Annotated in this window: 4 protein-coding genes; 1 reads left to right on the plus strand and 3 read right to left on the minus strand. The window is 62.8% G+C overall.

Going from position 1 to position 2962, the window contains the following annotated elements; genetic code table 11:
* From ABDV68_RS18715 to istA, 3 genes are all read right to left on the minus strand, one after another.
* The coding region (locus ABDV68_RS18715; RefSeq protein ID WP_343521604.1) for a lipocalin family protein at positions 1-212 on the minus strand (212 nt) is incomplete at its 3' end.
* 227 nt (positions 213-439) lie between these two features.
* A complete protein-coding gene (istB, locus tag ABDV68_RS18720) occupies positions 440-1261 on the minus strand; it encodes an IS21-like element helper ATPase IstB (RefSeq protein WP_310108735.1) in 822 nt (273 codons plus the stop codon).
* Positions 1261-2757, minus strand: a complete 1497-nt coding sequence (gene istA, locus ABDV68_RS18725) for an IS21 family transposase (protein ID WP_310108733.1) — start codon at positions 2755-2757, stop codon at positions 1261-1263. Before istA ends, istB begins: the two co-directional genes overlap by 1 nt.
* A gap of 17 nt (positions 2758-2774) precedes the next feature.
* Between istA and ABDV68_RS18730 the strand changes: the two genes are divergently transcribed.
* Positions 2775-2962 (plus strand): hypothetical protein (locus ABDV68_RS18730; protein WP_343521605.1); only part of this gene is annotated, 188 nt, incomplete at its 3' end.

The following is a 2962-nucleotide window of genomic DNA, read 5'->3' on the forward strand; positions in this document are numbered from 1 at the left end:
CGCTCCCCGCCCCCGCTCCCGCTCCCGCCAGTACGCAGCGCCCCCGCATACCCCGTCAGTTCCAGATACGCGCGCCCGACGTCGGCGCCCGCGCGGCTCACCCGTGCCGCGCCTTCCCAGTACACCGCCCCCGTCGACTGACGCGAGTCGAGTTCCTGATCGTCCATCAGCGGATCGAGCTGCCAGGTCAGCGGGCCGGCCCTGACCGTCATCGCGACGGGATACGCGGTGTTCGTGCGCGGTGAGCGCCACGCCACGTCTGTGCCATCCGCTTGAATCAAGCCGGTTACTGACACTAAAACTCCACGTCGGCTCTCACTTATCCGAACCATTCACTGCTGCTGCCTCTTCTCGCATTCCTCCTGCTGTAGATCGTCAACTATCTTGGCCGGTCAAACGACAACTATCTTGGCCGGTCGGTTGGGGTAATTGTCGCTATTCAGGTCGTCATAGTTGTCGCTCCTTCCGGATCGGTTTCGGGTAATTGACGCTTTCGCGCGCGCTTGTTGTCGCTGGCGTTACGACGCCGGTAGCTTTCAACGTTGAGCTCGAAGATCGTCGAGTGATGGACCAGGCGGTCGATGGCGGCGACCGTCATTGAGGGATCAGGGAACACGTCGTTCCAGCCCGAGAACGGCTGGTTGGCCGTGATCAGAAGGCTGCGCCGCTCGTACCGCTCGGCGATCAATTCGAACAGTACGCTGGTCTCGGCCTGATCCTTGCGTACGTATGACAGGTCGTCGAGGATGATCAGGTCGAAGCGGTCGAGCTTGCCGAGCATGGACGGCAACTGAAGGCTCTGGCGAGCCCCCTGCAGTTTCTGGACGATCTCGCTTGTACGGGTGAACAGCACGCGGTAGCCGGCTTCGATCAGGGCATGGCCGATGGCGGAGCCCAGATGCGTCTTGCCGCCGCCTGGCGGGCCGAACAGCAAGATCGTGGCGCCTTTCTCTAGCCAGGAGTCGCCTGTTGCGAGTGCCATCACATGGGCTTTTGAGACCATCGGCACCATGCCGAAGTCGAAGGTATCGAGCGTCTTGGTCAGGTCGAGATGTGATTCAACGCGGTGGCGTTCGATGCGTCGCTTGACCCGCTCCGCGAGCTCGTGCTCGAGCAGCGCGCCGATCAGGCGGGTGGCCTGCCAGCCCTCCTTGTCGGAACGCTGCGCAAAGTCGGGCCATAGCCGCGCGATCGTCGGCAGCCGCAGCTCATTGAGCATCAGCCCCAGTCGCGCAGCATCATAGGAGGCTGGCGCGTTCATCACGTCACCTCCGCATCGAGCAAGGTGTCATACAGTGCCGCCTCTGGCATCTCGACCACAACATCAGGGCACTGCGCTTGGCGCGGCGCGAATTCGTCGCGCAGCTTCCCGAGATCGGGCAACTCGCCCGCAGCCAGCAAGGCATCGAGACGATCTGCAAGCGCCGCCTCAACGCCGTGGTTAGCGGCCAACTCGAGTAACCCGACCATCGTCTTGCAGGCGTCGCGCTGCGTCATCCGGGCGTCGAGCTGCTCCCACATCCGGCGATACGCCTCGCGTGGGAACAGGTCATCGCGAAACGCCAATCCCTTGAACGCCTGAGGTTTGCGCTTGAGCTCCTCGATGAAGTGCCGGTAGTCCAGCGCGCGGCGGCGGCTGTTGCCCGCGTGGGACCCGCGTACAGTGCTGTGCACAAGCGCGCCCGAAAGATAGCAGTCCAGACGGTCTGCATAGACGCGGACCTTTAGACGGTGTCCAATCAAGCGAGACGGTGCGCTGTAGAGGATGCCTCGTACCGTAAAGGTTCCGCAGCGCGTCACGCGCGCTTCCTCTTCGACGAAGTCGGTGGTGCGCCGCAGTGGCAGGTCCTTCAAGTGCTCCCGTTCGACATTGAACGCAGCGGCGTTGCGGCGGTTGCGACGCATCACGACTTCGCGCACGAAGTCCTCATAAGCGGGGCGGTCGGCGAAGTCGCGATGGCCACGCAGCATGAGCGCCTGATCGATCGCCTCCTTTAGATGGCGATGTGAGGATTCGACGCTGCCATTCTCGTGCGCCACGCCGACGTTGTTGCGTGTGCCTGCCATGCCGTAATGCTCGAGCAGCGCCGCATAGCGCGCTGTGAAGTCCTCTTCGCGCTGGAGATTCTTGAACGCCGCCGACAGGCTATCGGTGCGATGTTCGCGCGGGCACCCGCCGGCCTGCCAGAGCGCATTCTGCAAGCCGGTAGACAGTGCTTCGAAGCTCTCACCACCATTAACGACGCCGGCATATTCCCAGTGCGAGAAGGCAAGCACGAAGTGATACAGCCGATGATGGAACGGTGCGCCGGCGACGCTCACATGCAGGTCACCCATGTCTGTGAAGTCAGATAGCCCCTGCACACCGGGAAGGTGTTCCTGCGGGAAGAACACTTCCTTCCCCGGCCCTTCGATCGCTCGCCACTGGCTGACGCGCCGCTCCAGCGTGCGGCGCATGCTGTCCGGGAATTGATCGGGATGCGCCTCCTGCAGTCTGGCTAGCAATGTAACGGCCTTAAGCCTGGGCAAGCGGCGCAGGAGCGGGACGATCTCGCTGTCCCAGACGTCAGCGAATGGATCGGGACGAGTACGCCATGTGCGGGCTACCTTCTGCGAGGGCAGGAGGACGCCGTGCTCGATTCGCCGTGCCGAGCGCACGCTGATGCCAGCCATAGCTGCGGCAACTTCCTGAGTATGATGTTTGCGCTTGTTCATAAAGAGGCGGACCTGCTGGTCCGTAATGTGGGTTCCCGACATGGCTGTTCTTCTTCTTGATGAAGTCGATCAGCCATCCTAAAACCCCCTCCGTCCGGCGCCGCCTGTGGGGTGGTGTCTCCGGCGGCTACGCCGCCTCCGCCACCGCCCCACAGGCCAACCCAATTGTCGTCAAACCGGCCAAGCTAATTGTCGCCGTCTATGTTGGGGGTATCCGTCTTGTGACGCTGTTCCCGCGGGCCGTAAA

The organism is Sphingomonas sp. (assembly GCF_039595165.1).
Classification (GTDB): domain Bacteria; phylum Pseudomonadota; class Alphaproteobacteria; order Sphingomonadales; family Sphingomonadaceae; genus Sphingomonas.